The sequence below is a fragment of the Acetobacter orleanensis genome (genome assembly GCF_001581005.1).
GTDB lineage: Bacteria > Pseudomonadota > Alphaproteobacteria > Acetobacterales > Acetobacteraceae > Acetobacter > Acetobacter orleanensis.
Genome location: NZ_LHZV01000064.1, coordinates 21,467 through 47,919, shown reverse-complemented (window position 1 = coordinate 47,919; position 26,453 = coordinate 21,467). Strand labels below are relative to the sequence as shown.

The following is a 26,453-nucleotide window of genomic DNA, read 5'->3' as shown; positions in this document are numbered from 1 at the left end:
TAAAACCGGCTGCATTCGGTTTCTTCACGTCTGCAGAGCACCGTTGTTTCTTGCAGAACGCCCTTTTCTTCCGTGAAGGGAACCGCCCGTTACAGCACGCCCGGCCCCCGGCCCGGCATCCCACGGTTCGGCCCCCTCAGGCGCGATGCCACACGCCAAAAAAGGATGCTTCCCAAACGATGCAGGTTCTCTGTGATCCAGCCGCTCCGCGTCAGCATGACCTTACCCAGACAGCAGGTGAGAGTGCGGAGACTTCAAAAAATGGTCCCAAATTTTCTCGCCCTTCCGCCATGCGGTGGAAGGACTGGAAGGCCATTTTCACGCTGACCTTTAAAAGCCTGATTTCTGGCCCCACGACGCTGGTGGCCGCAGGCTGCGCTTTTTATACCACGCTGTCGCTTTTCCCGGCCATCAGTTCGCTGATTTCCATCTACGGACTGGCGTTTGATGTACAGACAGTCACCCCCCAACTGGAAGTGCTGCGAAGCCTGCTACCACCGGGGGCTTATGCGCTGATTTATGACCGTATCCAGACGTTGGTGGCAGAGCCGCACAGTTCTTTGACCCTTAACCTTGTCATTTCCCTGAGTGTCGCGCTGTGGTCCGCGTCCGCCGCCACAAAATCCATTCTGTCAGCGCTGAATATTGCCTACAACACACAGGAAAATCGAAATTTCTTTGTGTTTCAACTCACAGCACTGGCCATGACCCTATCCGCCGTTCTGGGGGCTGCCCTCACGCTGGCCCTGATGGTGGCCCTTCCGCTGCTGCTCAACCTGCCCGCGTGGCTGCACATTCCTACACCGCCGGGGTCCATTGAATTTCTGGCGCGGTCGAGCGGCCCGGTGATCATGTTCCTGTTCCAGATTCTGGCCCTGTCCGCGCTATATCGATTCGGGCCAGACCGTAAAACGCCGGGCCTGTGGCGCTGGGTGATGCCGGGGGCACTGTTTGCCACCTGCACATGGATTATCGTGGCATTTGGCTTTTCTTATTACGTGGCCCATATCGCCAGCTACAACGCGACCTATGGACCTCTGGGTGCCGTGATTGCCATTATGATGTGGTTTTTCGTCAGCGCATGGGTTGTGCTGATGGGGGCGGAACTCAATGCTGAAATGGAAATCTATGCGCGCGGGGAACGCCGCAAGCCCCTGACGTTCTAAACGGATTCGGGCGGCAAGGCCCGACAGGCACATATAAAGAAGGCCGGTCAGGTTAGTCCTGACCGGCCTTCTTTATAATCTCTCTGTAACGTCCGAAGACGCTACCTATTAATGCCGAAGGTGTTTTACGCGAGCACGGTGCAGAGCGAGCACGGCGTGCGGCGCGCTGGCGGCATCCATCTGCAACGTGCTGCCTTCGAGAGACTCTGCGCCGTCCTGCGGTGCGGACGCCACTTCAATCGGTGCTGCTTCAATCTTCACATGCGCAACACCTGCGCCCAACATACCAATGCGGGCCGCTGCGGCCTGTGACAGATCAATAATCCGGTTATGGCTGTAAGGACCGCGGTCATTCACCGTCACGACAACGGAGCGACCGGTGTCTTCCGACGTCACCAGCAGCTTGCTGCCAAGCGGGGCCGTCGGGTGGGCAGCCGTCAGGTTGGCTTTATTAAACAGGGAACCAGAGGATGTATGGCGATTGTGAAAACGCCCACCATACCAGCTTGCCATCCCTTTCTGGAAACGGTGCATATGCGCACGCAGCCCTGTTTCAGGCGCGGTGAATGTCGGGTCCTGCTCCTCGCGCGAGGACAGAGCCTGCTGAACGGAGTCGGCCCAAGCGGTCTTCCCCTGTCCTTCACCCGCTGCCTTGGCAGTGGAGACAGAAGCCATGGAGGCCATAACAATCACACTTCCCAGAAGTGCCCGGCGTAGGGCTGACATCCGCTTGTTTACTCCGTTTTCCGTTTCACCCAGCCAGTAAAGCCGGGACACAGCACAAAAAGCAACTGCTTTCTGCCTGCCGAAACCTTTTAGCTCTCCCCCTGCATGCCCCGCCGGCGTGGCAAAAACGTGGCATCCGTGCCTCCATTCCACCGCAACCGGTCGAGGCCGTTATAAAAGGTTATAGACGTTTTTAATCAGGATTAAGGGGGTAAGGCATCTCTTCTCTTGGATGCGGTCCAGCATTCGTGCTACGGCCCGGAACACTATGGAAAGACCCCTCATCGCTGTGTTTAACGGCCCCAACCTGAATATGCTTGGCCAGCGCCAGCCTGAAATTTATGGCCGCGCCACTCTGGATGACGTGGAGCAGATCTGCATTCAGACGGCTGACAAGCTGGATCTGGCGATCGACTTCCGCCAGACAAACATTGAAGGGGAGCTGATTTCCTGGGTGCAGGAATGCCGCAAGCGCGCGCGCGGCATTATCATCAACCCGGCGGGATACAGCCATACATCCGTGGCGTTGCTGGATGCTCTGCTAGCCACAGACCTGCCCGTGATTGAGGTTCATATTTCCAACATTCACCGTCGTGAGCCGTTCCGCCACATGTCATATGTCTCCCGCGCCGCTGTTGGCGTTATCTGTGGGCTAGGCGTGGCGGGGTATTCTCTGGCATTGCAGGCAATGACAGATCTTATTCTAGATGAGGATGACCAATGAGCGGATTGCTCGTGGACGCAGATGCCATTCGGGCATTGGCCGAAATTCTGACCGACACCGGACTGACTGAAATCGAGGTCTCGGAGAAAGACAGCCGCATCCGGGTGGCCCGCGCCCCCGCGACCGTGCAGGCTGTTGCTCCGGCCGCAGTCGCCGCCGCGCCGGCTCCCGTTGCAGCGCCCGCCGCCCCCGTGGCCGCAGCCCCTGCGGACCTCTCCCGCCATCCGGGTGCGGTCAACAGCCCGATGGTCGGTGTGGCGTATCTCACGCCGGACCCGTCCTCTCCCCCGTTTGTCAGCGAAGGGCAGATTGTCAGCGCTGGCCAGACCCTGCTGCTGATTGAAGCGATGAAGACCTTCAACCAGATCAAAGCCCCCAAAGCCGGCACGGTGAAAACCCTGCTCGTCGCCTCCGGTGACCCGGTGGAATTTGGCCAGCCGCTCGCCATTATCGAGTGATGTTTTCCAAAATCCTCATCGCCAATCGCGGCGAGATCGCTCTTCGTGTCCTGCGCGCCTGCCGGGAGCTGGGCATCAAAACCGTAGCGGTTCATTCCACAGCGGATGAAGACGCCATGCATGTGCGTCTGGCGGATGAAGCCGTGTGCATCGGGCCGCCAGCCGCACGGGATTCCTACCTGAACGTAGCTGCGATTCTCTCCGCGGCCACCATCACCGGGGCGGAAGCCATTCACCCCGGCTATGGCTTTCTGTCTGAAAACGCAGATTTTGCGGAAACGGTGGAAGCTCACGGCCTGACCTTTATCGGCCCGACGGCGGAGCATATCCGCATGATGGGCGATAAAATTACCGCCAAGACCACCATGGAAGCGCTCGGCGTGCCGCTGGTCCCCGGTTCTGACGGGGAACTGAAAAGTCTGGAAGAAGCCCGGACCGTAGCAGAACAGGTGGGTTATCCCGTCCTGATCAAGGCGACGGCAGGCGGCGGCGGGCGCGGCATGAAAGTCGCGCACAACGCCAGCGAGATTGAGGAAGCCTGGAGTGTTGCCCGTACGGAAGCCCGCACGGCCTTCGGCAACGATGCCGTGTATCTGGAAAAATACCTCGATAAGCCCCGGCATATCGAACTCCAGATTCTGGGCGATAACTACGGCAACGTGGTGCATTTCGGGGAACGTGACTGCTCCCTGCAACGCCGCCACCAGAAACTGCTGGAAGAAGCTGGCTCTCCGGCCATTACGGCGGAACAGCGGGACACCATTGGCAAAACGGTGACGGAAGCCCTGTCCAGAATGGGCTACCGCAATGCGGGCACGCTGGAATTCCTGTATCAGGATGGCCAGTTCTGCTTCATTGAGATGAACACCCGCCTTCAGGTGGAACATCCGGTGACGGAAATGGTGTGTGATGTTGATCTGGTCCGTGAGCAGATCCGCCTCGCCGCCGGGGAAAAGCTGGGCTACACCCAGTCCGACGTGACCTTCTCCGGCCATGCCATTGAATGTCGTATCAACGCGGAAGACCCGGATACCTTCGCCCCGTGCCCCGGCACCGTGGCAGTGTATCACGCACCGGGCGGTCTGGGCGTGCGTATCGATAGCGCACTCTACACTGGCTACAAGGTGCCGCCGTATTATGACAGCATGATTGCGAAAGTGATTGTCCACGCCCCTACACGGGCCGAGGCGATTGCCCGCATGTATCGTGCGCTGGATGAATTTGTGGTGGAAGGGATCAAGACCGTCATTCCGCTCCATCGCCGCATTCTGGCCGACCCTGAATTCCAGCGGGGGGACTACACCATCCACTGGCTGGAACAGTTTACCGCGCGCCCGCACTAACACGGGTCCGCCTCCCCCGGCCTGCGCCCCTTAACAGGGAACCGCAGGCCGGGTTCAAACCCCCGCAGGACGCCACAGAAATCTAAAACATTCCGATTTAACGACCGAAGACAGGCAGACTGTCTTTGCTCCCCCTCACCGCTCCTGCGCGATGGGCAAACAAACAAGTGCGGAATGGAAGGGGGCTATGGCCACCCATTCAACAGCAGGCAAGGGGCAAGGGGCAAACGCCTACCCGTTGAAGCCCCCAGAACGTTTGGCCAGACTTAAAGGCAATCAAGAAAAACGTCGGGAATCGCCATCATCGGAGAAGTAAGCGTATCAGGATCTGAGTGTTTTCTTAAAACATCATCAAGAGTTCCCGGTGCTATGGTCGACCGGTAACGCGCTAGAGCACGACGCATGGCGATATCCGGCACGCGATGCGAACCACCCAGACCTTCCTTTACTGATCTGACACTCCAGTCTAGTGTACGAGTCAGTGCCAACCGTGCCATAAGATGCTGTTCATCGGCGTATTTTAGATGAAATAGCCATAGCGCATGATCAAAGGTCGATGGTGTATGTGCCGTATGAAAACCCGGCATCCAGTCAGTCGGAACGGAAGAAACCGCCGGCTTAGAAGACCATTTTGACAGCACACCGAGCGGTCTCTGACGCAAAATTGGCAAAGACCAATCAAGTGGCTGACTGGAATTGCCGGGATCAATGACCTCACAGCCCACGCAGCGACGTGTCCCCGACGGGGTATCTCGCAGCATTGCGTGTAGGCTCGGAAAAAGTTGTGGGTTAGGAACGATAAATTCGTCCGTATCTGTTGTAATAACCCAGTCATAGTCTGAAAGCAGCTTACGCTGCCAAAATGATAATATCTCGATATAATCATACTCATCAACTTGGCCACGAGGTAAACGCTCAGTGTGTACGCCGTTGATGTTGATAGCAGGGCTGCTACCATGATCGAGCACCAGAAGATTGTCACGACCGACCAATTTTTCATAATGCTTTACCCAAAGCGGTAGCATCGTATGCTCTTGATACGCTTTGGTCATTACAGCTACTCGGGGCATGGCTGGTGTCATTATTGGTCAGACTTTCATAACGATTAATGTTCGTTAGAGGGGAATACTCATAACCTAACCCGTAAACCCATCCTCTCTCAACATGATTGCTTATTTCCCATTCAACAGGTCCGGAAAATCGGGCTTCGGCAATGTCGGTGATGTGCTGTCGGCATATGTGAGCCACAACCGCCAAATATCAAATATATGCCTTTCAGTGAGATGTTGACTGCAAGCGAGTTGCATACTGCTGGATGGTACCAGAAGACCATTTCATCAAAAGACCGCATCTTATGAGCCATCTTCTTTTCAGGATTTGCAAAGCTGACAGGGTTTCGTGAAAGTTCAGAAACCTGTGATAAGCCCCTTTTTTGACCGCGCTCAAACCCGCTGGCTTTTCCTGCGTTGAAAACCGCGCAGAATGCGCTTTCAGGAGAAAGATCAGACCATGTCTCTTTCAGAAAAACTGGCTGGGAAAACCGCCATTGTCACCGGGGCTGCTCAGGGAATTGGGCGCGGTATCGCCCTACGTCTGGCGCGTGACGGCGCTGCCGTCGTGCTGACAGACCTCAAAAAAGACAAGCTGAAGGCCGTTGCGGCGGAAATTGAAGCATTTGGTGGCAAGGCCCATGTGCAGACGGCGGATGTCAGCCAGCGCGAGGATGTTTTTGCTGCGGTGCAGGACGCCGCCAAAGTGTTCGGGCATGTAGATATCATGGTCAATAATGCCGGCATCGCACAGGTGGGCGCGGTGCTGGACGCCACAGCGGAGGACGTGGAGACCATATTCCGCATCAATGTGCAGGGCACGCTTTGGGGCATTCAGGCGGCGGCGCAAGCTTTTAAAAACCAGAAGAGTGGTGGCAAAATTATCAATGCCTGCTCTATTGCCGGACATGAAGGCTATGCTTTTCTGGGCATCTATTCCGCCACAAAATTTGCCGTGCGCGCCCTGACACAGGCAGCCGCCAAGGAACTGGCCTCCTCCGGCATTACCGTTAACGCCTATTGCCCCGGCGTGGTGGGCACGGACATGTGGACGGAAATTGACCGCCGTATGGCGGAAACAACGGGTGCCGAAATTGGCGAAACCTACAAGAAATATGTTGAGGGTATCACTCTGGGCCGCGTTGAGACACCGGAGGACGTGGCCGGTTTTGTTTCCTATCTGGCCAGCACGGATGCAGACTATATGACAGGCCAGTCCGTGATGATTGATGGCGGACTGGTTTTCCGCTGAGGAACAGTCTGGCCCCTCTGCACTCATAGGTGCAGATAAAAAGAAAGGCCCCCGCAGGAGCCTTTCTTCCATTTCTGTTCTACGGTGCCTGCCTCAGGCTGCTGAGGTTGCCTGAGCAGGTTGCTCGTCTTCTTCCTCATCGTAAGAGCGAATACGCGGGTCCTGCCCGACACGCGGCTTGAACTCGCCGCGGCGGAGGGCAATCTCGATATCCTCCAGCGTTGCCCCAGCTGTTTCCGGCACGAAGAAATAGACAAAGAGAACGGACGCCAGATTAACCCCTGCGTAAATCCACATGGTGCCACCCAGCGTAACACTCTGCACGAGGGTCAGCGCCGTGGACGTCACCAGCAGGTCAGCCCCCCACAGCATGGCGGCATGTACGCTGGTTGCAGCGGCACGCATGGGCAGCGGGAACAGTTCTGCCCCCAGCAGCCAACCCACAACCTGAATACCACCCGCATTGAACATCATGAACAGCAGCAGGAATGCGATAATCGCCCAACTCCCTACGCTGCCCTTATCCGGATGGAGGGCGAACATGATGCCAAGCCCAACCAGACTCAGCACTGAGCCCGGCCCCATGATAAGCACCAGACGTCGGCGGCCAATCCGGTCCACAAAAATGCAGCCAAGCAGAGTCATGACAAGATAGACCACGGAAATACCCAGACTGGCCATAAGGGCAGCGGAATTTCCGAACCCAGCATCCGAAAGGAAGGTCGGGGCGTAATAAATCATCATCTCCAGACCACCGGCCTGCGTGAAGAAGGCAATGCCAAGAGCAGCGATAACTGCCGGGCGGGCCCATGGCAGCATTAAGCCTTTCCAGCCGCGCTCATCCTCCTCAATTCCGGAAGCGTTTTCATGAATTTCCCGGATTTCCCGACGGATAGCCTTGCGGGAATTCCGAACACGACTGAGCTGTTCAACAGCAGAGCTGAGCCCTTCATTTTCCGCTGTCCAGCGCGGGCTTTTGGGCAGAAAAAACATGCACACAAAAACAAATGCCGCAGGCAGGGCCGCAACGGAAATCATCGGACGCCAGCCCCATGCATCTCGCATGGTAAAACCAACGAGATTTGCAAGGAAAATCCCGACACCAATCGCGACGTTGAACATGGTGACCAGATTGCCGCGCTTACTGGCCGGGGCGAGTTCCGAGATATAGGTCGGCACCACCTGCGTGGCACCACCAACGGCAAGCCCTAGAAAAACGCGGGCAATAATCAAAGATGTTACATCCGGTGCGCGGGAACAGGCGACAGCCCCCACCACAAAGACGCCTGTCACGACCATGACGGAATTACGCCGGCCAAACCGTTCAGACAGCCACGAGACACACAACGCCCCAATAACCGCCCCAACAAGAATGGCAGAGGTTACCAGTTCTGCCTGACCGGCACTTAAATGGAAATCTTTTGTAATAAGAAGAAGGGCGCCGGAAATAATACCCGTATCATATCCGTAAAGTCCTCCGCATATCGCAGCAACAACTGCCGCGACCCATAAGACACGATGCGCATGAGGGGAGATTTCGACGCTCGAAATTGCGTCCTGAGCTTTGCTTGTTTCTGACTGCATAGTCACTTAATACCACACTTCTGTAACGATTGCATCGGAAATGAAATTTTTTTATTGTTTGGAAATCAGACAGGTCTTCTGATCTGGATTTTCAACGCTTTCTTTTCGTCTTCAAAACAGTTTTTCCGGAGTGCGCCAGACACATCTCAACGCCCCATCACAACACCACACCTCGACCTATTTTTTCTTGACAGGTCAGCCCTGATAGCTATCTGCTCATCCGCATAGACCAAGGGGGGTTCCGGCAAGGAACTGAGAGTCCACTTTGTCCCGCAAGGACGCGTGGTGACCCTGCCACCAGAAGCATATTGCCTCTGGTGGGGAACCTGATCCGGATCATACCGGCGGAGGGACTGGTGCCAGAAGATGCTGCCGCTGAAGGACCGCATTACGCGCCCCATGCAGCAGTCCCGCTTCCGGCCTCTGTCCTCCTCTGGGCAGAGGAGAACGCTGTGACCCAAACTGATACTACAACAGCCACACAGGCTGTTACGGGCAACCCGAAGCCCGCTAACACCGCCGCACCGGCCCCCGGCCAAGTGACAACCGGCCCTATTCGCGGTTCCAGAAAAATCTATTCCAGTCCGGAAGGGCGCCCTGACATCCGCGTGCCGTTCCGCGAAATTCTGCTGGACTCGTCCGCCAATGAACCGCCACTGCGGGTTTATGATACATCCGGCCCATATACGGATGAAGGCGCGCAGATTGACGTCCGCGCTGGCCTGACCAAACCCCGCGCGGAATGGCTTGCCAAACGCAATCTGGTGCAGGCCACGCCGCGCGCGGTCAAACCGGAAGATAATGGGGGCGCGCAGGGTGAACAGCTTGTTGCTCCCTGCCCCGCCCCGCACACCGTGCTTCAGGGGCAGGCTGGTCAGCCGGTTACGCAGTATGAGTTTGCAAAAGCCGGGATCATCACAGAAGAGATGATTTATGTGGCCCACCGCGAAAATCTGGGCCGCCTGAAAGCTGCTGAAGAGGCCGCAGGAAGGCTTGCTGATGGCAACTCTTTTGATGCCGCCATTCCGTCCTTCGTTACACCGGAATTTGTGCGAGAAGAAATTGCCCGTGGCCGGGCCATTATTCCGGCAAACATCAATCACCCGGAACTTGAGCCTGTTATTATTGGCCGCAATTTCCTTGTGAAAGTGAATGCTAATATCGGTAACTCAGCGGTCACATCCTCCGCTGCGGAAGAAGTGGAAAAGCTGGTCTGGTCCATCCGCTGGGGTGCGGATACGGTTATGGACCTGTCCACAGGTCGCAACATCCACAATATTCGGGACTGGATTTTGCGCAATTCCCCCACCCCCATCGGCACCGTGCCACTTTATCAGGCACTTGAAAAAGTGGGGGGAGATGTCAGTAAACTGAGTTGGGACGTCTTCCGCGATACGCTGATTGAACAGGCCGAACAGGGAGTTGACTACTTCACCATCCACGCTGGTGTTCGCCTCCAGCATGTGCCGCTGACAGCCAACCGCGTGACCGGCATTGTGTCTCGCGGCGGCTCCATCATGGCAAGCTGGTGCCTGAACGGCCACCGGGAAAGCTTCCTGTATGAGCATTTTGAAGAGATTTGCGACATCATGCGCCAGTATGACGTTTCTTTCTCTCTAGGCGATGGCCTCCGCCCCGGCAGCATCGCCGATGCGAACGATGCGGCACAGTTTGCCGAACTAGAAACGCTGGGTGAACTGACCAAAATTGCGTGGAACAAAGGCTGTCAGGTGATGATCGAAGGGCCGGGCCATGTACCCATGCACAAGATCAAAGAGAATATGGACAAGCAGTTGCGGGACTGTGGCGAGGCCCCGTTCTATACGCTTGGTCCGCTGACAACCGATATTGCACCGGGGTATGACCACATTACCTCAGCCATTGGTGCCGCCATGATCGGATGGTTTGGCACGGCCATGCTCTGCTATGTGACACCCAAGGAGCATCTGGGCCTACCAGACCGGAATGACGTGAAAACTGGCGTCATTACCTACCGTATTGCAGCCCATGCGGCCGATCTTGCAAAAGGACACCCGGCAGCAAAATCGCGGGATGATGCCCTGAGCCGCGCCCGCTTCTCCTTCCGCTGGCAGGATCAGTTCAACCTGTCGCTCGATCCGGATACGGCCTGTGCGTATCATGACGAGACAATGCCGAAGGAAGCGCATAAATCCGCGCATTTCTGCTCCATGTGCGGCCCGAAATTCTGCTCCATGCGCATCAGTCAAGATCTGAAAGAAGATGCCGCCCGTATGGCAGGCATTGAGCAGAAAAACGAAGAGTTCCGTAAAGCAGGCGGCAAAGTCTACGTTCCTGCGGAATAAGGTTTCCCTACCCCCCGCTGCAAAAAATGCAGTGGGGGGATCCTGATCTTTCCAAAAACTTGACCTTGCCCGCTAAAATATCCTCAAACCGAAGTCCGCTCGGCTTATTGAAGGCAGGCGGTCAAGAAAAGCATGCTTTACGCAGGAGCAGATTGTTAGGCTCCTGAAAGAGAAGCATCGCGTGGGCGCGTTGGAGAGACGGGCAACGAACAGCTTTACTCGTGCTAATCCTTTGCGCTTACCACTCGAACAGACAGGATACATTCGCTGCATCCTGCCCGCAGACATCAGTTCACTGACATCAGATCACAAACCCATCAATTATATAACGAATTTTAACGACAAACGGCATTACATCTGAGCACCAATCATCCATGGGACCATTTCCTCATTGCCAACATTAAGGGCTTCACTTTTACTCTGTTCACCTGAGGCAACACGCATGATGGCGCGGAAAATATCTTCACCCATTTCCGTAACACTGGACTTTCCATCCAAAATACGACCGCAGTTAATATCCATATCATCCTGCATGCGATTATACATATCAGTATTGGTGGCGATTTTGATTGTCGGGGCAATCCGTGACCCAAAACAAGAACCTCGTCCTGTTGTAAAAGCCAAAAGAGTTGCACCGCTGGCGATCTGCCCCGTCGCCCCCATAGGATCGTATCCCGGAGCATCCATAAACAGTAATCCCTGCGCATCAACAGGCTCAGCGTATTTGTAAACGCCCTTTAGCGCGGTGGAGCCGCTTTTGGCTACGGCACCAAGAGATTTTTCCAAAATGGTTGTTAACCCCCCCTTTTTGTTTCCCGGCGTGGGGTTGTTATCAATACTCCCGTGCTCACGCTCTGCGTAACGCTCCCACCCATGGATAATGTCCACCAGTTTTTCACCAATATCGCGCCTTACAGCTCTGCGGGTAAGCAGATGCTCCGCACCATAAATTTCTGGCGTTTCCGTTAAAATCGCTGACCCTCCCTGCGCAACCAACAGATCAACCGCATGCCCAAGTGCTGGATTGGCCGTAATGCCGGAATAGCCATCTGACCCACCACACTGTAAAGCAAGCACAAGATGTGACAGGGGAAGCTTCTCACGTTTAACATCGTTAATTTCTGGAAGAATTTTTTCAATAGCAGCAATACCAGCATCTACAGTATTCTGGGTTCCGCCTTCTTCCTGCATGACAAGAGGAATCAAGCGGGCACCGGGGCTCACTTTTTCCGTCATGAATATAGCGTCCATTTGGTTTGCTTCGCACCCCAGCCCAATAACAAGGACGGCCGCAAAATTTGGATGCACCACATAACCGCCAACTGTCCGCCGGAGTTGCTGAATACCCTCCCCTTTAGTATCGATGCAACATCCAAAGCCATGAGTAACTGGAACAACCCCATCAATATTGGGATATCGGTCAAGACTATCTGAACGAACAAAATGTTCAGCAATTTTCTTTACTGTCGTCGCGGAACAATTAACCGTGCTGACAATACCAATGAGGTTCCGGGTCGCTCCCCGACCATCCGGGCGTAAATAGCCGTTAAAAGTCAGCTGTTCATTAACCTCAAGTGGCGGCTTCACCCCTTTGCCAAAAGCATAATCACGCTCAAAATCATGTCCCATAGAGAGGTTTTGAACATGTACATGCTGACCGGGCTCAATATCCTGTGTGGCAAAGCCTATTATCTGGCCATATTTGTGTACAGGGTCACCGCTCTGTATTTTTCTTAAAGCAACTTTATGTCCCCCGGGTATCTCGGTAACCGTACGCACTCCCCCTGCATCCTCTAGAACGCTACCAGAGGGAATGGTCACTTTAGCAATCGCAACCTCGTCCACAGGATTTAATTTTATGATCCGTGTATTCTCAGACATTTTTCTCACACCTTTTTAAATTTCTTTCTTGATTTATAAGAGCAATTTAAAATTCATTGGGTTGAAATCGTTGCACCTATCTGTCAAAGTTTTTTCACCCATAGACCGAAGGTAAACGCCTCCGATGCAACGCCGCCTTCCCCCGCTCCATACACTTTACGCATTTGAAAGTGCCGTCAGGCATAAATCGTTCAGTAAAGCGGCAGAAGAATTACTTCTGACACGAAGCGCCGTCAGTCATCGTATCGGGCTTCTGGAAGAACTGACCGGCTTTCCTCTCTTTCACAGGCATGCTCGGTCACTCGTCCTTACTTCGGCAGGGGAGGCTTATATTCCTGCTGTACGCCGCGCTCTTGCAGCCCTAGAGGAAGTAAAACTTCCTCTTTTGACGCAGACACCCGAAACTAATGTGACAATCAGCACACCACCCTCTTTTGCTCGTCTCGTTTTATGGCCCGAAATACAGCATTTCACTCAGAAACACCCTGAAGTTCAGATTAGCATTGAATTCAGCTCTTCTGGACTGGATATCACGGCAGAAGAGGCAGATATTTATATCCGCTTTGGAACTGGGAATTATCCCGGCATGAAGAGCATTATGATTACGAAATCAGATATTTTTCCTGCTGCAACACTAGATTTCATAACCTCGTATAATCTTTCCACGGCAGAAGACTTAGCCCGATGCACCATACTAAGAAGTCCATTGGAGCCATGGAAACCATGGTTTGTAGCCGCAGGTTTATCATGGCCAGAGCCTATAGATGGTCCATATTTTGGTGATTTTTCTATGATGTATCAGGCTGCTCAGGAAGGACGGGGAGTAACCTTGGTCCGTGCCTCGTTGCTCGCTCGCTTCGATCATAGTTCACAGTTGGTTCCCATCACCCCTATTAAAGCCATCCCCGAATACGGGTATTACATTGTTTATCGAGAAGAGAAGGTGAAGAATGAGAATGTGCATCTTTTACTAGAATGGCTACAGAATGTTATACATATGGCATAAGGTGTTTAAGCCTGTTTTGCCACTCTCATGGGCGACCGACTATATTTGATTTCTTGATAGTCGTTTATGGTTTGAGCGTGCCCGACCGGATCTTGCGGTTTGCATGGAATAACCGGCACGTGGAGGATGACGCTCTTAGATTTTTTGGACGCTGCCGGGGTCAGGTTGACAATCTGGGGGCCCGTCCATCTGAGCGGCACTCTGGCGCGTGCGTCCGATGACCTTTTTCCAGTATCACAATCTCTTGCTTTTACATCAGGCGTCTTGATGCCCTAGCGCCCCTATCCAGAGCTTGACTCATATCAGAAAAAATTTCCCAATAGACTCTTACGTATCGCGCTGGTTCAGATAGATAAAAATAGGCATGTATCATTGAACACGCGCGCTCTTTGAGCCGGAACATGCTAACCCTATGCTGATGATTATTTGGCATAACATCAGCTTTTCAGCGCAATGACAGGACTAGACAGTTAATGAAGCGTTTTTTCAACACTCGCGAAACCCTTGTCACGGACTCTCTGGATGGCCTGCTGCGCTCTTCCATGGGGCAGCATCTGTGTCGGTTGGATGGATACCCTGATATTCGCGTTGTGCTGCGAAAAGACCGTAATCCTGAGCATGTCGCTCTTATTTCCGGCGGTGGGGCTGGGCATGAACCCACGCACGCCGGGTTTGTTGGCGCAGGTATGCTGGATGCCGCCGTTTCCGGCTCCCTTTTTGCCTCCCCCAGTGTGGACGCCATTCTGGCAGGTATTCTGGCCGTAACCGGCGAGGCCGGCTGCCTTCTGGTGATTAAAAGTTATACGGGCGACCGTCTAAATTTTGCTCTAGCGGCCGAACAGGCCCGCAGCATGGGCTATCAGGTGGAAACCGTTGTGGTGGGGGATGATATTGCCCTGCCCGATAACCGCTTTGCTCGCGGTCTGGCGGGCACGCTTCTCGTGCATAAAGTTGCCGGGTATGTCGCCAGTCAGGGTGAACCTCTGGCTCGTGTTGCGGAACGCGCCCGCGCTGCGGCCGCGCAAATTTCCTCCATCGGCCTCTCGCTGACAGACTGCAACGCCTATGACCCCGCCCACGCAACCCGCCTGACAGCGGAACAGGCCGAACTGGGCCTTGGGATTCACGGGGAACCGGGCGCACAGCAGATTGCGCTGGCAAAGGCGGACGACCTGATGGCACTCGCAGCGGACACGCTGGCACGGGCGCTCCCGGCCAAAAACGCCTCTGGCAAGCATGAACGCTACGGGATTCTGCTCAACATGCTCGGCAGCGTGCCGCCTCTTGAAATGACACTGCTGCTCAACGCATTTGCCAAAACCGATCTGGCTGGTATGACGGACCTGATCATCGGCCCAGCCCCGATGATGACAGCGCTGGACATGAACGGCTTCTCCCTGACCGCCATCCCGCTGACCGAGGAGATCCGCGCTGCCCTGAACGCGCCGGTGGAACCCGCTGCATGGCCGGGAGCAGCCCCCTTTGCGCCCCCCACCGTGCGCCCGCTGCCCGCCCTGCCGGAAACCTTCCGCTTCCCGCCTTCCAGCGCACCCGAGGTTGAGGCGATGATCCGGCACGCCGCTCAGACCCTGATCAGCAACGCGGACGCCCTGAACGCTCTGGATGCCCAGATTGGGGATGGAGATGCCGGGTCAACCTTTGCAGAAGGGGCTCAGGAAATTCTGAAAACTGTTGACCGCCTGCCGCTGGCCAACCCGCAGGAGTTGTTCGCCACCTTTGGCGCCGTTCTGGCCCGCCATGCGGGTGGGTCCAGCGGTGTGCTGCTCTCCATCATGTTCTCCGCCGCCGGACGCAGCACAGGTTCGTGGAGCGCCGCTCTGCTGGAGGGCCTGACCACCATGCAGCAGCATGGAGGAGCCAAACCCGGTGACCGCACCATGATTGATGCCCTGCACCCGGCTTTTACGGTTCTAGCTGCTCGTGGCACACTGGCGGAGGCGGCTCAGGCTGCGCGTGCAGGCGCTGACGCCACCGGGCGCATGACACACGCCAACGCGGGCCGCGCCTCCTATGTGCCGGATGCAAAACTGGCCAACGTGCCCGACCCCGGCGCGGAAGCCATTGCCCGCCTGTTTGAAGCCCTTGCCAGCAGGGACTGACCGTTTTTACCCTCTTCAGAATCATCATAAAAAATGCCTGTGTGCAGAGGATTTTTCCAAAGCACACAGGCGTTTTTTATGACTGCAACCTGAAACGTCGTCAGACCATTCGGCGCACGGTCTTCAGACACATATCCGCAGCAGAGCCCGGATAGTGTCTGATTTAACCGGGGTGTTTCTTAAGCCTTTACACACACCACGATCAGAAATTGACATCGCCCCGCAGGTAGTAAAATCCGCCATTCATCCCGAGTTGGGACGTGCTCATGTAATATTGCGGCGCACCGAGGTAACGGTTGTTGTCCGGCACGCGGCTGGGGCGTGCGTCAAACATGTTGTTCCCACCGAGTGTCAGCGCCAGTCTTGGATGCACGCGATAGGTAACTTCCAGATTAGTGATAAATTTTGGCGTATTATGGAATTCTCTGAACTGTGTGCTGGACAGAGAGTTGGTGTTCCCTGCACCGCCGTAATAGGTCAATTGAGAGGTGGTCTGGCCGTACCGGATTTCATGCACGCCTACGGTCCATTTGCCACTTGTAAAGCGTCCGCCAAAAATCATCTTGCTCCGGGGATACGCTGTGGTGAGATACGCAACGCTCTGCGCATTCATCAACGGATTCCCCTGCGCGTCCGTCCCCTGATGCGAGAGGCGGGTCCGGTTGAGGTTAATCGCCACATCCCAGTCAATACGCCCAATGTCACCCAACTGGGTCGGGTAAGTGGCTGTCAGATCCAGCCCCTGCGTGCGGGTACTGGCGACGTTGGCAAACCAGTGGGTAGAGAGAGAGGCCGGAGCCCATGCCCCCGAACCATCCGGCAGGCTAAAGCCGTTCATTTGAAGGGCACTACGCGCCTGATCACCATACACCTGCCCGCCCGGCATGATCTGATCCCGTAGGTTGATCTGATACACATCAACAGTCACATGCAGTTTGTGGAACGGCTCCATGACGATACCGCCGCTGGCGTTGGTTGAGCGTTCCGACTTGAGGGGAGACGCGCCATTGGCCAGCGCACCGGGTGAGTTGACGGCAATCAGGCCACGCGCCGCCGTGGGAGAAATAGCCAGCGCGCTGTAATGCTCCTGCGCCAGTGTCGGCGCATGGAAACCGCTGGAAATGGTAGCGCGGAAGGCAAGACGCGGGGAGACCTCATAGCGCGTGGAGACCTTGCCGGTTTCCGTATCCCCTACATCCGTATAATGCTCGTAGCGGCCAGCCAGATCCAGCTGCCAGTGGCGTGTCAGATTTGTGGAAACATCCACATACCCGGCCACAACATCACGACTGAAATTGCCCGCGTTGCCCGCGTTGGTGCCCGCCATAGCATCGGACCCGCCGCCATAGAGGGAGTCCGCGCTGCCGGTGCCGATGGAATAGCTTTCATACCGGTAGGACGCTCCACCCGCGACGTTGATGGCATGTGGCCAGCCCGAGAGTTTGAACTTGCGGGACAGGTCGAAATTGTTGCTCCACTGGGAGTTGTTAAAGCCCTGCACATCAAAATGCGTGGGAGTGCGGCCGGTATCTTTCTCAAGAGAGAGGTTAGCAGAATTGTTCAGCCCGATACTGTCAAAATCCCGCCCGTAAACTGTGGAAAGATCCCAGTTCCAGCCAATAAGTTTCCCTTTAACGCCAACAGTTATGCCAAAATCGTTTTCTTCGTTGGTTTCCACGGGGGAATAGCCCCACGGATAAATGGCGGCATAACCGGGATATTTTGCAAGAGAGCTGCCCAGACGAAAATTCTGGAAAGATTCCGCATGGCGATGGGCATAAGTCCCGGTTGCGTAAAGCTGGATGCTGTTCGTCAGGTCATATCCGGCATTGATCGCAACGCTTTCCCGCGTCTGTTCCGGCTGGCCCAGAACATAGTTGTTCTTCTGGCCGGTTCGAGCGTCCGGCGCGCTGCGGAAGGTATGATCCGTGTGATAAAAATCACCACTGACATGCACAAAGCCACGGTCGCCCAGCTTCGCGCCGCCATCCAGATACACGCCTTGCTGGAAACCATCCTTGGCGGCGGTGATGCCGGAGATGGATTCCGCATGAAAGCCATGATCCTGCTTTTTGAGGATAATGTTCACCACACCCGCCACGGCGTCTGACCCGTACTGGGCGGAGGCCCCGTCGCGCAGCACTTCCACATGGTCAATGGCCGCCATGGGGATCATATCGATATCCACAGCAGTAGAGCCCTGCTGGGGGCCGGGGTCAGCATAGATATTGGCTGTGGTGTGGCGACGTTTCCCGTCCACCAGCACCAGCGTTTCATTCGGGTTCAGGCCACGCAGGCTGATGGAATCCGTCAGCGCGCCGCTATCAAACCCGCCGGTCGGCATAGTGAGGGATGGCAAAAGCTGGGCCAGAGCCTCGCGCAGATTGGGCTGCCCGGTCTGGCTGAGCTGTTTGGCGGACACAACATCAATAGGAGAAAGACTTTCCCGCGCCTTACGGCCACCGGCCTCACGCGTGCCGGTTACAACCACAGATTCTTCGCCTTCCGCCGCAACGGGCCCGGGAGCGACGACTGCACCACGCACGGTGCGCAGATTGGCAGAACGCGTGGCCGGTGAGGAGGAAGCGGACCCATGAGCAGCCCCGACAGAAACCGTGCCAGAGGCTGGAGGCGCCGCAGCCTGCCCGGCAGCCTTATGGGGCACCACAGCACGGGCCGTATGTTTTACGGCTTTACCGGAATGCTGTGCCTCCGCAGCAAGCGCCTGCCCTCCGGCAACGCCGGACAGCAGAGTGGCTGCCAGCAATGCAAAGGAAAAGCCGCGACTGCCAACCAGTGAGCGTCCCTGCGCTGAATGGACCTGAAGAACAAGACTATCGGACGGAAAATTTTTGCGCACAGCAGAACGCTCCTCAACCCATACCTGACAAGCAGACATCTCGTGTTATTTATGTATAACACTCCAAAAAATGCGCAATTAGGGAAGGTGCGTTTTTTTTCGTATTGTTACGGATGTGTGGTGATCCTGCAACAGAGCAGAGGAGACGCCCCGCTCTGGCTCAGACACCCGCAAGATATTGTTTCGATATCGTTTTTATATTGGGTCCGGCGTGCTTTTTAGCACCTGAAAGGCTTGGCTTTTGGCCCCGATGCCACAGCCTCGTGGCCGTAAAGACACCAGTGCCGCCACAAAAGCACCTCGCCAGCCCGAACCTCTGACGTTTTGAAACCGCCTTATTTTCTACAGAGACTGGAGGTTATAGAGCCTGCGATACAGACCATCCGGTTTCTGCACCAGTTGGGCATGCGGGCCATCTTCCACCACCTGCCCGTGCTCGAACACCAGAATACGGTCCAGATCAACCACCGTGGCCAGACGATGCGCAATGACAATCACCGTGCGGCCTTCCATCAGCCGTTGCATGGCGTCCTGCACCAGAGATTCGGATTCTGAATCAAGGCTGGCTGTGGCCTCGTCCAGCACCAGAACGGGATTATCCGCCAGAAAAGCGCGGGCGATAGCTACGCGCTGGCGTTCCCCGCCAGAGAGCTTCACGCCCCGTTCCCCCACCAACGTCTGATACCCATCAGGCAGACGCGCAATGAAGTCAGACGCATTGGCCAGACGGGCGGCTTCTTCAATATCCGCCTGCGTGGCCTCCGGGCGACCATACGCAATATTGTCTGCCAGACTGCGATGGAACAGGGTCGGCTCCTGCTGCACGATGGCGATTTCCGACCGCAGGCGGGACTGGCTGACGGTGGCGATGTCCGTGCCATCAATGACAATCCGGCCACCATTCAGCGGGTAAAGCCGCTGCAAGAGTTTGGTAAAGGTCGATTTACCGGAGCCGGATGGCCCGACCAGCCCAACGCGACTGCCGGGTGCGATAGTCAGGGTGAGGTCTGTAAAAATAGGGCGGTTCTGGCCGGGATACTGGAACGAGACATGTTCAAACCGGATTTCCCCCGCGCGGATGGCAAAAGGCTGCACCACAGGCTGATCTTTCACGCCGGGTTCAGTCCGCCACAGTTCAATCAGTTCTTCCATTTCATTCACGGAACGCTGCACCACGGAAACCTGCTGGCCAATGTCGCGCAGGTAGCCCTGCACCAGAAAGGTCATGGTCAGCACATAGGCCAGATCACCCGGTCCGGCTTGACCATCCAGCCATAGCCACACCGCAGCGCCGGAGAGAATGACGCGCATCCCCGTGACCATCAGGTTCTGAATGCTGGCGCTGTTGGTACCGCGTGTCCATGTGTGGCAGGTCTGCTTTTTCCATTCAGACACCACCTGCATCAGCCGCGCTTCTTCACGCTCTTCCGCGCCAAAGGCCTTCACGACCGCATTGCAGGTGATGGAATCCGCCAGCGCCGCCCCCATCTTGCTGTCCCACTGGTTGGCCTGCCGGGAGGACGGCGCGACATAACGCAGCGTCAGCAAGCAGGAGCAGGTAATAAACACCACTGACAACACACCCAGCAGCAAGCCCATAAACAGCCAGTGCCATGCCAGCACTAGCGTCGTGAGCACCAGCAGGCAGGCTTCCGGGATGAGCATCAGCAATAAGGTGTCATCCAGCATATCCACGGCCCACATGCCGCGTGTCAGCCGCCGCACGGTAGAGCCTGCAAACGTATTGGCATGCCAGTCCGTGGACAGTTTTTGCACATGCGCAAAGGCCTGCCCGATAATTTTCTGCATGACCTGCGTGGTGAGATGCGTAATGCCCAGATACGCCGCGCGCTTGCCCAGCACATTACCTACGCCGCAGGCCGCCATGCCCGCCAGCATCCACAACGCATCCCGCGTCAGGCCGGATTGCTCGGCAGGCTGCGCCACATCGGACACCAGACGCCCGGCCAGAACGGGCATGAGCACATCCAGCACAGTCGCGAATAGAACGCCAATGAGCGTTGCGGCCAGCGGGCGCGGAAAGTCCATCCAGCGCCGCATGACAAACTTCAGGACATCCACAAACAGGCTTGGCCCCCGCACGGCACGACCCGCATCGGAAGAGGAGGTACTCATCAGAACAATCCGAAAAAAGGGAAAACTGGCGGACCCCGGCTGAGGTCTCGGTCCTTGTCTGTATCGTGCGGGCCAGTCTTTGGCAAACAGTCCGGCTTTGCTGTGGACTGTGCGATTTTCCGGCTCACGCTGCCCGAAGATGGACGCGGCACCCCTCCGCGGAGTAGAGTTTTCGCATGGCCAGACCGACACGCTCCCCTGCCAAGGCAGAGACAAAACTTACAAAACCCCCTGCGGCTAAACGCAAGACCGCAAAAACCGCAGCACCCGAGAAGTCTGCCGCAGCAGAGAGCAAGGCGACAGCGCCGCGCGACATGACGCAGCCTGAAATCAGGCAGTTTCTGACTGACCTAGAGCGCGCATGGCCAGATGCGGAAACAGAACTGCATTACAGCACGCCCTTTACGTTGCTGATTGCCGTCGTGCTCTCCGCGCAGGCAACAGATGCCTCCGTCAATCGCGTCACACCGGCTCTGTTTGCCGCAGCACCCGACCCAGCAGCCATGGTGACTTTGGGAGAGGACGGGGTGGGTGAGTTGATCCGCACCATTGGCCTGTGGCGCAACAAGGCAAAAAATGTGGTGGAACTCTCCCGCCAGTTACTGAACCGCCACAATGGAACGGTGCCCGGCACGCGGGAAGAGTTGGAAGCTCTGGCCGGGGTAGGCCGCAAGACAGCCAATGTGGTGCTGAATGTGGCCTTTCATCAACCAACCGTGCCGGTGGATACGCACGTATTCCGCCTTGCCAACCGCACGGGGCTGGGGAGAGGCAAGACAGTGGAAGCCGTAGAGGCAGCCCTTGAACGCCGCATCCCTCAGGAGATGATCCGCGATTCTCACCACTGGCTGATCCTGCAAGGCCGTTACGTGTGCAAAGCCCGCAAGCCGGAATGCTGGCGGTGTGCAGCCAGCGAGCCCTGCCTGTATCCGGAAAAAACTGACCGGCCGGTTATCAAGCCCCCACGTCAGACACTACCGCGTCAAGCACTGTAAGGTCTGACGTTATTTTACAGGAGCCTTCCCGCTAATCTGGCCGCTGGATAAGGCCGCGACCAGCGCTTTGGCGTTCTCATCACTCAAGGTGCCGGGATTGTCTTGCGGCATCGCGTAGCGGATTTTCAGGAACAACGCCTCGGGTCGTGTCAGCCATTTATGCGCGAAGGCACGTCCTGCGAGGCGTGGGGCATCATCCAGACTGCGGGAGGGAACATCATGACAGACCCCGCAACGCTGTTTGTATAAGGCAATACCCTGAGCCACCTGCTGTTGGGCAGTGGTGCCGCCCTCCGTCTGTTCTGCACCCCAGCCCTGCACAGGCAGGACCGAGAGCAGACAGAACGCCAGAACGCGCGTGGCGTAGGTGATGGCGTGCATGGCCTCGCTCCCCTTTAACTAGTCTATGCGCTTGCGTGTGCCGGGTTCCTGCATCGGTTCAACCTGATGCTTGTCGGGAAAAACCGGATCATCAAAATGTTGCGCTGCATATTCGGCTTGTTTGAGCAGGTCTGCTGTAGGTGGCAGTGTTGGGGCAGCTTCCGGAGCGGCACCAAACCGGAAAGCCGATGTCAGGTCACCAAACGTGTCCCGACGCCACTGGCTGATATTCGGTTCCCGCACGCCCGTAATCTGCTCAATGAACTGAATGGTTGATGTGTGGTCAAATGTTTCACTGCACACCCAGCCACCCACAGTCCAAGGGGAAATGATAAGGCAGGGCACACGAAAACCAGCCCCGATAGGCCAGTCCTCAACATATTCACCGGCGGTGCCACGGGGAGCAAAAGGCGGCGGCACATGGTCAAACAGGCCGTCATTTTCATCATAGTTCAAAATAAAGGCTGTTTTTGCCCAAACATCCGGGTTGGCGGCCAGAGCGTTGAGTTTTTGTGCGATAAACTCGGCCCCTGCGGCTGGGAGATGATCCGGGTGTTCACACGCCCAACCGGGAGGACACAACCAAGAGACCGTTGGCAGACGATCATGCAGGGCATCGTATTCAAACTCCCCTTCTGAGGGGTCTGGCACACCTTTACGGTAAAGGGGTGAACTCCGCGGGGCATCCATAAACTGCCGAAAATGCTGCAACTGGTTAAACGGCCGACCGTGCCCCGGTTTGCCGCACTGGTAAATCCGCCAGCTTACTCCAGCTTCTTCCAGCCGTTCCGGGTAGGTTTTCCAGCCAAAGCCCTCTTCGGGCTGGATGTTGCTGGTAATAGGACCACCGCCTGTACCAGCCGGGTCGATCATGCCGCTCATGTAATACAGGCGGTTAGGCCCCGTGGGCCCAAGAACCGAGCAGTGGTAGCCGTCACAAATTGTAAACGCGTCTGCCAGAGCATAATGGAAAGGGATGTCTTCACGCTTGAAATACCCCATGACGTAAGGGGCATTATCCCGATCAACCACCCGATGCGCCAGCAGCCATTGATCCATTCTGCCGCCATTCCATGCCGCATGCTGGACGTTCCATGCGTGGCTGGTAGAGGGCAGCTTCTGGGCGTTGGTTGTTTTGGTATCCAGATGGAAGGGCAACAAATACTCTGAATGGTAATTGTCTGGGTCCGGTTGGTAAAAAACGCTTTTACCGTTTTTAAGTGTCAGGGCGTCCGGGTCATTAAACCCACGCACACCGGCCAACGTGCCAAAATAATGATCAAAAGACCGGTTTTCCTGCATGAGCAGCACGACATGCTTAATATCTTTGAGTGAACCTGCTCGTTTAGGCGTTTGGGCCATGAGTTTGCGCACATTGGGCGGCATAAGAGTAGCCGCGGAGGCAAAAGCGGCCAGACGCGCGGCATCGGTTATCAGGCGGCGGCGCGTTGAGGAACCTGAGCGAAACATGGCACGATACGTCCTGAATTTATCATCTATCCATGCCGATCTCTTCAGCAGAAAAGCCTGCGCATCATGACCGGCAACAATAACGAGACACAAAAATAATGTGTGTTTTGCGGATAAGATACAAACCAAGTCTGTATCCATTCAGGCTACGCAGTGTACCCCTTAATGAGATTTTGCAACCGATGAGACCGCATGCAACAAAAGTGTCACAAAAATCTATAATTTTTATTTTAATCTTCTAAAATAACGCTGTTTTAGAAATCCTCTTATTATTTATAATGGGGGAAAAGGATACTATTCCTCCTCCCCCGAAAACAGGATGAAGCATCGTTACAGCCAGCCGGCTAGTTCCTGCCGCGCCAACTGCTCCAGCACGTCAATCGCTTCCACACTGTCATTCAGGCAGGGGATAAGGGTGAACTCTTCTCCGCCCGCTTTCATGAAATCCTCACAGACTTCATTGCCAATTTCATCCAGCGTTTCAATACAATCCGTCATGAAACCGGGCGTGATCACGGCAATAAGCTTAACGCCTTTTTCCGGCAGGCCAGCAATAAACGGCGCGGTGTAAGGCTCCAGCCATTTGGTCGGGCCAAAACGGGACTGGAAGGTGAGCGGCAGGGTTGCCTCATCCATTCCTACCGCTTCACGCAAGGCTTTTACCGTTCTCTGGCAATCGGCGAGGTAAGAATCCCCTTTATCCACATACTCCTGCGGTAGACCATGGAAGGACGCGACCAGCATTTGCGGGGGGGCTGCCAGTTCCGCCATGGTTTTGCGGACAGAGTTGGCCAGCGCCTCAATATAGGTTGCATCATCCGGGAAGGCCGGGAGCGTGCGGAGGGCGGGCTGGTTCCGTAACTGCATTAAAGCCCGGAATAACTGGTCATTCGCCGTGGCGGTGGTTGTGGCGCTATATTGCGGGTAAAGCGGCATGACCAGAATACGGTCACATCCCTGTTCCAGCAGGTCCTGCACGCCTGCGGCAACGGACGGTGTGCCATAGCGCATCCCCCAGACAACCGGCACATCCTCTGCTGCAAACCGCGCCCGCAGCCCGTCGGCCTGCCCGCGTGTATAGCCGCGCAGAGGGCTTTCGTTCTTGTCTTTATCCCAGATACGTTCATACGCTTTGCCACTCTTGCCGGGGCGGACTGTCAGCACAACCCCTTGCAAAATTGGCTGCCAGAGCACTGGGGAGCCTTCAATTACCCGCCTATCTGACAGAAACTCAGACAGATACCGCCGCACGGCCCGATAACCCGTATCATCCGGTGTGCCCAGATTAAGCAGCAGAATACCCGGACGGCCTTCAGGCGGCACGGCACCAGCGGGATGTTTGCGAGCAGGGATGTGGTGGAAGACCATGGAACCTCTTACAGAGCTTTAAGCCCCAGTTTTATGCACTTGAGCATGACGGAGGGCAATGACAGCCCGCCAACGCCCCCTACCGGTGCCAGAAACCCCGACTGCACGGCCTGATTGGAAAAATGCTTCACCCGCGCAGCGTATACCGTGACCTCAAGCGTAAAATGCGTAAAGACATGCCGGACCACGCCACAGACCTGCCAGTCCGCCGCGCAGGGTGCCTGCGCGACAGCCTCGCTCTCCGGCCAAGGCTCCGAACGCCAGTCCGTGCCGGGCAGTTCCGTCATAGCTGCCAGCAGCCCGGTTTCCGGCCTTTTACGCAGCAGAACCTGATCCGCCGCATCTACTGCCAGAAAATGCGCGCCATAACGCACGGGGCGGGCCACTTTGGGAGCCTTGCGCGGCAGGGTGGCGGCAATTCCGGCCTTGTAAGCCGCGCAGTTCTCCCGCCAAGGGCACAGGCTACAGGCTGGGGTGCGCGGGGAACATAAGGACGCCCCCAGATCAAACAGTGCTTGGGCAAAATCAGATGGACGCGCCTGTGCGGCTCTCTCCGTATTCAGGCCTTCCGCCAGTTCCGCCAGTCTCTTGCGGGCGGCAGGTAGAGGCTCTTCCACCGCAAACAGACGGGCGGTAATGCGCTCCACATTGCCATCTACCGGCACGACCGGCACCCCGAAAGCAATGGCTGCCACTGCCGCTGCGGTATAAGCCCCGACCCCCGGCAATGCGCGCAACCCGGCAACATCCTGCGGGAAGCCCCCCAGCGCCATGACCTGCTGCGCGCAGGCATGGAGGTTTCTGGCGCGGGAGTAATAGCCCAGCCCGGCCCATGCGGAGAGCACGTCATCCCGCTCCGCCGCGGCTAGTGCCTCAACGGTCGGAAATTTTTCCAGAAAACGCTGATAATAGGGGCCAACGGCTTTAACCGTTGTCTGCTGGAGCATAATCTCGCTCAGCCAGACTTGGTACGGATCAGCCTGCTGGTCCACCTCCGCGCGCCATGGCAGAGTGCGGCGATGTCTGTCATACCAGTCAAGCAGGGGTTGGGCGGATGGCTTTTTCACGGAGAGTGTTATGACGAAGGAGAGTGCCCCCGGCAAGACAACCGGGCGCAAAACTGCCTCTACCAAAAAAGCGGAAGCGCCGCCTGAGCCGCCCCGCCGCGCCATGACGGCCCGCAGTCTGGCGGCCCTGCTACCCAACGTGACGGCCCCAGCTTTTAAAAAACGCTCACCCGCCGGAGTGCAGCTTTTTACGGACTGGGGGGATATTGTTGGCCCCGCCCATGCCGCCGTTACCACTCCGCGCAAACTTTCTGCCGGGACACTCAGCATTGCCTGCGCGGGGCCCGTCGCCATGGAACTTCAGCACCTGAGCGATGCGCTCATTGCCCGGATCAACACATGGTGCGGGCAGGCTCTGGTGGCCCGCCTGCGTTTTGTGCAGGACCCGGCCGCCGGACAGCGCCTGACGGGACGCCGTAAGCCAGTAACGCCCTCCCGCCCCTACCCTTTACCAGAGATGGAAGACAGCCCGCTGCGCGACGCTCTGGAATCCTTAGGCGCGCACATTGCGCAGGAAAAGGGAAAACGCTGAAAACCTTTCCT

At 56.3% G+C, this 26,453-nt stretch carries 20 protein-coding genes; 10 read left to right on the top strand and 10 right to left on the bottom strand.

Features of this window, described 5'->3' with window-relative positions; translation table 11 throughout:
• Nucleotides 1-179 precede the first annotated feature (179 nt).
• Nucleotides 180-1,166, top strand: a complete 987-nt coding sequence (locus AD949_RS09400; protein ID WP_048835749.1) for a YihY/virulence factor BrkB family protein — start codon at nucleotides 180-182, stop codon at nucleotides 1,164-1,166.
• 108 nt (nucleotides 1,167-1,274) lie between these two features.
• On the opposite strand, the gene AD949_RS09395 is transcribed toward AD949_RS09400, so the two are convergent.
• Nucleotides 1,275-1,892: a septal ring lytic transglycosylase RlpA family protein gene (locus AD949_RS09395; RefSeq protein WP_048835784.1), complete on the bottom strand. Its 618-nt coding sequence runs from the start codon at nucleotides 1,890-1,892 to the stop codon at nucleotides 1,275-1,277.
• A 268-nt stretch (nucleotides 1,893-2,160) separates the two neighbouring features.
• On the opposite strand from AD949_RS09395, the gene aroQ reads away from it, so the two are divergent.
• The 3 genes from aroQ to accC are packed head-to-tail and all read left to right on the top strand — an operon-like array spanning nucleotide 2,161 to nucleotide 4,417.
• Nucleotides 2,161-2,616, top strand: a complete 456-nt coding sequence (gene aroQ / locus AD949_RS09390; protein ID WP_025829366.1) for a type II 3-dehydroquinate dehydratase — start codon at nucleotides 2,161-2,163, stop codon at nucleotides 2,614-2,616.
• Complete coding sequence (accB, locus tag AD949_RS09385; RefSeq protein WP_048835750.1) at nucleotides 2,613-3,074, top strand: acetyl-CoA carboxylase biotin carboxyl carrier protein; 462 nt, start codon at nucleotides 2,613-2,615, stop codon at nucleotides 3,072-3,074. Before aroQ ends, accB begins: the two co-directional genes overlap by 4 nt.
• Complete coding sequence (gene accC / locus AD949_RS09380; protein ID WP_048835751.1) at nucleotides 3,074-4,417, top strand: acetyl-CoA carboxylase biotin carboxylase subunit; 1,344 nt, start codon at nucleotides 3,074-3,076, stop codon at nucleotides 4,415-4,417. Before accB ends, accC begins: the two co-directional genes overlap by 1 nt.
• 266 nt (nucleotides 4,418-4,683) lie before the next feature.
• Here the strand turns inward: accC and AD949_RS14135 are convergent, their stop codons facing one another.
• Complete coding sequence (locus AD949_RS14135) at nucleotides 4,684-5,487, bottom strand: glycosyltransferase family protein (protein ID WP_158319952.1); 804 nt, start codon at nucleotides 5,485-5,487, stop codon at nucleotides 4,684-4,686.
• 439 nt (nucleotides 5,488-5,926) lie between these two features.
• Between AD949_RS14135 and AD949_RS09375 the strand changes: the two genes are divergently transcribed.
• Entirely contained in the window at nucleotides 5,927-6,718 is a 792-nt protein-coding gene (locus AD949_RS09375; protein ID WP_048835785.1) for an acetoin reductase, read from the top strand.
• Nucleotides 6,719-6,811: 93 nt separating this feature from the next.
• On the opposite strand, the gene AD949_RS09370 is transcribed toward AD949_RS09375, so the two are convergent.
• Nucleotides 6,812-8,302 carry a sugar porter family MFS transporter gene (locus AD949_RS09370; RefSeq protein ID WP_048835752.1) on the bottom strand — a complete coding sequence of 497 codons (1,491 nt, stop codon included), beginning with the start codon at nucleotides 8,300-8,302 and terminating at the stop codon, nucleotides 6,812-6,814.
• A gap of 452 nt (nucleotides 8,303-8,754) precedes the next feature.
• Between AD949_RS09370 and thiC the strand changes: the two genes are divergently transcribed.
• Nucleotides 8,755-10,626: a phosphomethylpyrimidine synthase ThiC gene (gene thiC / locus AD949_RS09365; RefSeq protein ID WP_048835786.1), complete on the top strand. Its 1,872-nt coding sequence runs from the start codon at nucleotides 8,755-8,757 to the stop codon at nucleotides 10,624-10,626.
• Nucleotides 10,627-10,977: 351 nt separating this feature from the next.
• Here the strand turns inward: thiC and AD949_RS09360 are convergent, their stop codons facing one another.
• Nucleotides 10,978-12,507 carry a UxaA family hydrolase gene (locus tag AD949_RS09360; RefSeq protein ID WP_048835753.1) on the bottom strand — a complete coding sequence of 510 codons (1,530 nt, stop codon included), beginning with the start codon at nucleotides 12,505-12,507 and terminating at the stop codon, nucleotides 10,978-10,980.
• Between the two features lie 124 nt (nucleotides 12,508-12,631).
• Here AD949_RS09360 and AD949_RS09355 point away from each other — a divergent pair, with 124 nt between their 5' ends.
• Together AD949_RS09355 and AD949_RS09350 are read left to right on the top strand one after the other, a co-directional pair.
• Complete coding sequence (locus AD949_RS09355; protein WP_048835754.1) at nucleotides 12,632-13,513, top strand: LysR substrate-binding domain-containing protein; 882 nt, start codon at nucleotides 12,632-12,634, stop codon at nucleotides 13,511-13,513.
• 473 nt (nucleotides 13,514-13,986) lie between these two features.
• Nucleotides 13,987-15,633 carry a dihydroxyacetone kinase subunit DhaK gene (locus AD949_RS09350; RefSeq protein WP_048835755.1) on the top strand — a complete coding sequence of 549 codons (1,647 nt, stop codon included), beginning with the start codon at nucleotides 13,987-13,989 and terminating at the stop codon, nucleotides 15,631-15,633.
• A gap of 202 nt (nucleotides 15,634-15,835) precedes the next feature.
• Here AD949_RS09350 and AD949_RS09345 read toward each other — a convergent pair whose 3' ends face one another.
• Nucleotides 15,836-18,493 carry a TonB-dependent receptor plug domain-containing protein gene (locus AD949_RS09345; RefSeq protein ID WP_244463357.1) on the bottom strand — a complete coding sequence of 886 codons (2,658 nt, stop codon included), beginning with the start codon at nucleotides 18,491-18,493 and terminating at the stop codon, nucleotides 15,836-15,838.
• Between the two features lie 342 nt (nucleotides 18,494-18,835).
• Nucleotides 18,836-20,629 carry an ABC transporter ATP-binding protein gene (locus tag AD949_RS09340; RefSeq protein WP_048835756.1) on the bottom strand — a complete coding sequence of 598 codons (1,794 nt, stop codon included), beginning with the start codon at nucleotides 20,627-20,629 and terminating at the stop codon, nucleotides 18,836-18,838.
• Nucleotides 20,630-20,805: 176 nt separating this feature from the next.
• Here AD949_RS09340 and nth point away from each other — a divergent pair, with 176 nt between their 5' ends.
• Nucleotides 20,806-21,624 carry an endonuclease III gene (nth, locus tag AD949_RS09335; RefSeq protein ID WP_082064698.1) on the top strand — a complete coding sequence of 273 codons (819 nt, stop codon included), beginning with the start codon at nucleotides 20,806-20,808 and terminating at the stop codon, nucleotides 21,622-21,624.
• Between the two features lie 9 nt (nucleotides 21,625-21,633).
• Here the strand turns inward: nth and AD949_RS09330 are convergent, their stop codons facing one another.
• The 4 genes from AD949_RS09330 to mutY form a co-directional block, all read right to left on the bottom strand.
• On the bottom strand, nucleotides 21,634-22,005 hold the full coding sequence (locus tag AD949_RS09330) for a c-type cytochrome (protein ID WP_048835757.1): 372 nt from the start codon (nucleotides 22,003-22,005) through the stop codon (nucleotides 21,634-21,636).
• Between the two features lie 18 nt (nucleotides 22,006-22,023).
• Nucleotides 22,024-23,475, bottom strand: coding sequence for an alkaline phosphatase family protein (locus AD949_RS09325; RefSeq protein WP_048835758.1), 1,452 nt, complete (start codon nucleotides 23,473-23,475; stop codon nucleotides 22,024-22,026).
• Nucleotides 23,476-23,805: 330 nt separating this feature from the next.
• A complete protein-coding gene (gene hemH, locus AD949_RS09320; protein WP_048835759.1) occupies nucleotides 23,806-24,843 on the bottom strand; it encodes a ferrochelatase in 1,038 nt (345 codons plus the stop codon).
• 8 nt (nucleotides 24,844-24,851) lie between these two features.
• Complete coding sequence (gene mutY, locus AD949_RS09315; protein WP_048835760.1) at nucleotides 24,852-25,910, bottom strand: A/G-specific adenine glycosylase; 1,059 nt, start codon at nucleotides 25,908-25,910, stop codon at nucleotides 24,852-24,854.
• Nucleotides 25,911-25,920: 10 nt separating this feature from the next.
• Between mutY and AD949_RS09310 the strand changes: the two genes are divergently transcribed.
• Entirely contained in the window at nucleotides 25,921-26,442 is a 522-nt protein-coding gene (locus AD949_RS09310; RefSeq protein WP_082064703.1) for a DUF721 domain-containing protein, read from the top strand.
• Nucleotides 26,443-26,453: the final 11 nt, after the last annotated feature.

Bases quoted from the DNA above. Each gene is read 5' to 3' on its own strand.
- AD949_RS09400 (WP_048835749.1), top strand. From the start codon at position 180: ATGCAGGTTCTCTGTGATCCAGCCGCTCCGCGTCAGCATGACCTTACC.
- AD949_RS09395 (WP_048835784.1), bottom strand. From the start codon at position 1,892: ATGTCAGCCCTACGCCGGGCACTTCTGGGAAGTGTGATTGTTATGGCC.
- aroQ (WP_025829366.1), top strand. From the start codon at position 2,161: ATGGAAAGACCCCTCATCGCTGTGTTTAACGGCCCCAACCTGAATATG.
- accB (WP_048835750.1), top strand. From the start codon at position 2,613: ATGAGCGGATTGCTCGTGGACGCAGATGCCATTCGGGCATTGGCCGAA.
- accC (WP_048835751.1), top strand. From the start codon at position 3,074: ATGTTTTCCAAAATCCTCATCGCCAATCGCGGCGAGATCGCTCTTCGT.
- AD949_RS14135 (WP_158319952.1), bottom strand. From the start codon at position 5,487: ATGCCCCGAGTAGCTGTAATGACCAAAGCGTATCAAGAGCATACGATG.
- AD949_RS09375 (WP_048835785.1), top strand. From the start codon at position 5,927: ATGTCTCTTTCAGAAAAACTGGCTGGGAAAACCGCCATTGTCACCGGG.
- AD949_RS09370 (WP_048835752.1), bottom strand. From the start codon at position 8,302: ATGCAGTCAGAAACAAGCAAAGCTCAGGACGCAATTTCGAGCGTCGAA.
- AD949_RS09360 (WP_048835753.1), bottom strand. From the start codon at position 12,507: ATGTCTGAGAATACACGGATCATAAAATTAAATCCTGTGGACGAGGTT.
- AD949_RS09355 (WP_048835754.1), top strand. From the start codon at position 12,632: ATGCAACGCCGCCTTCCCCCGCTCCATACACTTTACGCATTTGAAAGT.
- AD949_RS09350 (WP_048835755.1), top strand. From the start codon at position 13,987: ATGAAGCGTTTTTTCAACACTCGCGAAACCCTTGTCACGGACTCTCTG.
- AD949_RS09340 (WP_048835756.1), bottom strand. From the start codon at position 20,629: ATGAGTACCTCCTCTTCCGATGCGGGTCGTGCCGTGCGGGGGCCAAGC.
- nth (WP_082064698.1), top strand. From the start codon at position 20,806: ATGGCCAGACCGACACGCTCCCCTGCCAAGGCAGAGACAAAACTTACA.
- AD949_RS09330 (WP_048835757.1), bottom strand. From the start codon at position 22,005: ATGCACGCCATCACCTACGCCACGCGCGTTCTGGCGTTCTGTCTGCTC.
- AD949_RS09325 (WP_048835758.1), bottom strand. From the start codon at position 23,475: ATGTTTCGCTCAGGTTCCTCAACGCGCCGCCGCCTGATAACCGATGCC.
- hemH (WP_048835759.1), bottom strand. From the start codon at position 24,843: ATGGTCTTCCACCACATCCCTGCTCGCAAACATCCCGCTGGTGCCGTG.
- AD949_RS09310 (WP_082064703.1), top strand. From the start codon at position 25,921: ATGACGAAGGAGAGTGCCCCCGGCAAGACAACCGGGCGCAAAACTGCC.